3 protein-coding genes are annotated in these 2,886 nt (G+C 70.2%); 2 read left to right on the top strand and 1 reads right to left on the bottom strand.

Annotated features, from left to right (window positions below; translation table 11 throughout):
- Nucleotides 1-974 (bottom strand): lytic transglycosylase domain-containing protein (locus tag BWR60_RS37905; RefSeq protein ID WP_218823843.1); only part of this gene is annotated, 974 nt, incomplete at its 3' end.
- Between the two features lie 211 nt (nucleotides 975-1,185).
- Here BWR60_RS37905 and BWR60_RS35850 point away from each other — a divergent pair.
- Together BWR60_RS35850 and BWR60_RS35845 are read left to right on the top strand one after the other, a co-directional pair.
- Nucleotides 1,186-1,746: a TIGR00645 family protein gene (locus BWR60_RS35850; protein WP_088158111.1), complete on the top strand. Its 561-nt coding sequence runs from the start codon at nucleotides 1,186-1,188 to the stop codon at nucleotides 1,744-1,746.
- Between the two features lie 39 nt (nucleotides 1,747-1,785).
- Nucleotides 1,786-2,685: an alpha/beta fold hydrolase gene (locus BWR60_RS35845; protein WP_088158109.1), complete on the top strand. Its 900-nt coding sequence runs from the start codon at nucleotides 1,786-1,788 to the stop codon at nucleotides 2,683-2,685.
- The last annotated feature ends 201 nt before the right edge of the window (nucleotides 2,686-2,886 follow it).

The raw sequence follows: 2,886 nt of genomic DNA, 5'->3' as shown, positions 1-2,886 counted from the left end.
GGCGATGGCCGCTCGGGCTCCGAGGCGGCCATCGCCAGCAGCACGTCGTCGACCGGCGCGACCTGCGGCCGGTCCGGGATCGGCGCCATGCGGACGGGCGCGGGCTGCACCGCCGCCTGGCGGACCGGCGCCGGCATCGGCGCCACGCGGTCGGGGATCGGCGCCATCGCCACCACGGGCCGGGACGGCGCGACCCGGTCGGGGATCGGCTGCATCGCCACCACCGCCGGCTGGGCCGGGATCGGCTGGCCGGTGCGGGCGGCGATGGCGGCGTCGACCCGGGCCGCGGTGCCCTGCTCCTCCGGCGACAGCCGGTCTGGGATCGGCGCCATCGCCATCACCACCGGCGAGCGGCTGCCCGGCTGGCCGGTGCGGGCCTGGATGGCGCCGTCGACCCGGTTCTGGATCTGCTGCTCGGCATATTGCGTCATCCGGTCGGGCCGGCTGGAGCCCGGCTCGATGCCGGCGATCTGCGTGCCGACGATATCCATGTAGCGCTGGGTCTCCGGCGGCAGGCTGCGGCCGTTCTCGACATATTGCCGGTAGCGGCCGGGACCGGCGTTGTAGGCACCGAGGAAGCCGGGCGAGCCGTACATCTCATACAGCTCGCGGATATAGGCCGTGCCGGCCATGATGTTGTTCTCGGGGTCGTAGGGGTCGCGGCCGAGCCCGTGCTTCTGGCGCAGCTCATCATAGGTCGCCGGCATCACCTGCATCAGGCCCTGGGCGCCGGCGGAGCTGGTGATCGGCTGGCCGCCCTTCCAGGTCGACCGGCCGCCGCTCTCGATCCGCATCACCTCGCGGATCCATTCCGGCGGCACATTGAACCGCTTCGACGCCTTCTGGATCTGCGGTTCCCAATAGGCGACGTTGCTGCCGGACGGCCGAGGCTTGTCACTGCCGCAGCCGGCGATGATCCCGGCGACCAGACCGAGCAGTGCTGTGGTCCTCAGCCAGCGTCCCGAACCGGCCATGGCGGCCCCCTCCAGACTCCCCCGGGGCATAAGCGCCCCTTCTTACATCGTGATCACAGGGATCAACGACAACCCATTCAAACCTATCATGTTTGTCGAAAGAATGGCAGCCCCCGCGAATCGAGGCGCAGGGCGGGGTTCCGGCAAATCCCGTTCCGGCAGGCCCCGCCGCACCGTATAAGGTCGCGGATCTTCGCTTCCGGAGCCGGACATGCCGCAGGACACCTCCCCGATCTCGCCCCGCCTGCGGCCGCTGCCGGCCCTGATCTTCGGATCGCGCTGGCTGCAGCTGCCGCTGTATCTCGGGCTGATCGTCGCCCAGGGCGTCTACGCGTTCCTGTTCCTGAAGGAGCTGTGGCACCTGGTCGTCCACACGCCCGAGCTCAGCGAGCAGCAGATCATGCTGGTGGTGCTGGGGCTGATCGACGTGGTGATGATCTCGAACCTGCTGATGATGGTGATCGTCGGCGGCTACGAGACCTTCGTCTCCCGCCTGGGCCTGAGCGGCCATCCGGACCAGCCGGAATGGCTGGACCATGTCAATGCGAGCATCCTCAAGGTGAAGCTCGCCATGGCGATCATCGGCATCTCCTCGATCCACCTGCTGCGCACCTTCATCGGCGCCGGCAATGTCGGGTCGCCGGACAACACCAGCTACACCGAGACGGGGATCATCCTGCAGACGGTGATCCACAGCGTCTTCATCCTGTCGGCGATCGGCATCGCCCTGGTCGACCGGCTGTCCCAGGCCCCCGCCGACCGGGCGCATTGAGCCGCGGCGCCGGCCTGGCGCAGTAATGGAGGCAGTGCGATGACCGGCCCGCTGATGCCCGGGTTCGCCCCCTTCGACATCGAGGCCGCGCCCGGCCTGCGCATCCATGGCGCGCGCGCCGGCGACGGGCCGCCGGTGCTGCTGCTGCATGGCCATCCGCAGACCCATGCCACGTGGCACGCGGTGGCGCCGCGCCTGGTCGCGGCCGGATACGCGGTGGTCGCCACGGATCTGCGCGGCTATGGCGACAGCTCCCGGCCGGAGGGCGGCGAGAACCACGTCAACTATTCGAAGCGGGCGATGGCGGCGGACCAGGTGGCCGTGATGCGCGCCCTGGGGCACGAGCGCTTCGCGGTCGTGGGTCATGACCGCGGCGGCCGCGTCGCCCACCGCATGGCGCTGGACCATCCCGATGCAGTCAGCCGTCTGGCGGTGCTGGACATCGCGCCGACGGCGACGATGTATGCCCGCACCGACCGCGCCTTCGCCACCCGCTACTTCTGGTGGTTCTTCCTGATACAGCCGGCGCCGCTGCCGGAGCGGCTGATCGAGGCCGACCCGGAATTCTACCTGCGTTCTCACCTGGCCGGACAGAGCCGGACACCGGGCGTGCCGCGTGAGGCGCTGGTGCAGGAATATCTGCGCTGCTACCGCCAGCCCGGCGCGGTCCACGCGATCTGCGAGGATTACCGCGCGGCGGCGACGATCGACCTGGATCATGACGCCGCCGATGCCGATCGCCGGGTCGCGGCGCCGCTGCTGGCGCTGTGGGGCGCCAAGGGCGTGGTCGGCGAGCTCTACGACGTGCTGGCGACCTGGCGCGAGAAGGCGGCGGATGTCCGCGGCCGCGCCCTGCCCTGCGGCCACGCGCTGCAGGAGGAGCGGCCGGAGGAGGTCGCGGAGGCGCTGGTCGGGTTTCTGAGAGAGGGTCGGGGCTGAGGCGCGGACGCGCTTCAACCGACGACAAAAGTTTCGGGTCGGCTCTGGCGGCTCGAACCCCCTCCCCCTTGTGTGTTGAAGATCTGCGAGGATGGTGGAGATGCGGTGCCGGGCAATGCCCGGCACCGCATCGCGGTCGTGAGCCCGTATCCCCCTTGGTTTGCAGCCCGTGGGGTAGCTTGGCGCCGCGGCCGCATCTTC

The sequence above is a fragment of the Inquilinus limosus genome (genome assembly GCF_002195995.1).
In the GTDB taxonomy this organism is placed as follows: Bacteria; Pseudomonadota; Alphaproteobacteria; order DSM-16000; family Inquilinaceae; genus Inquilinus; species Inquilinus limosus_C.
This window is presented reverse-complemented; position numbering and strand designations above follow the sequence as displayed.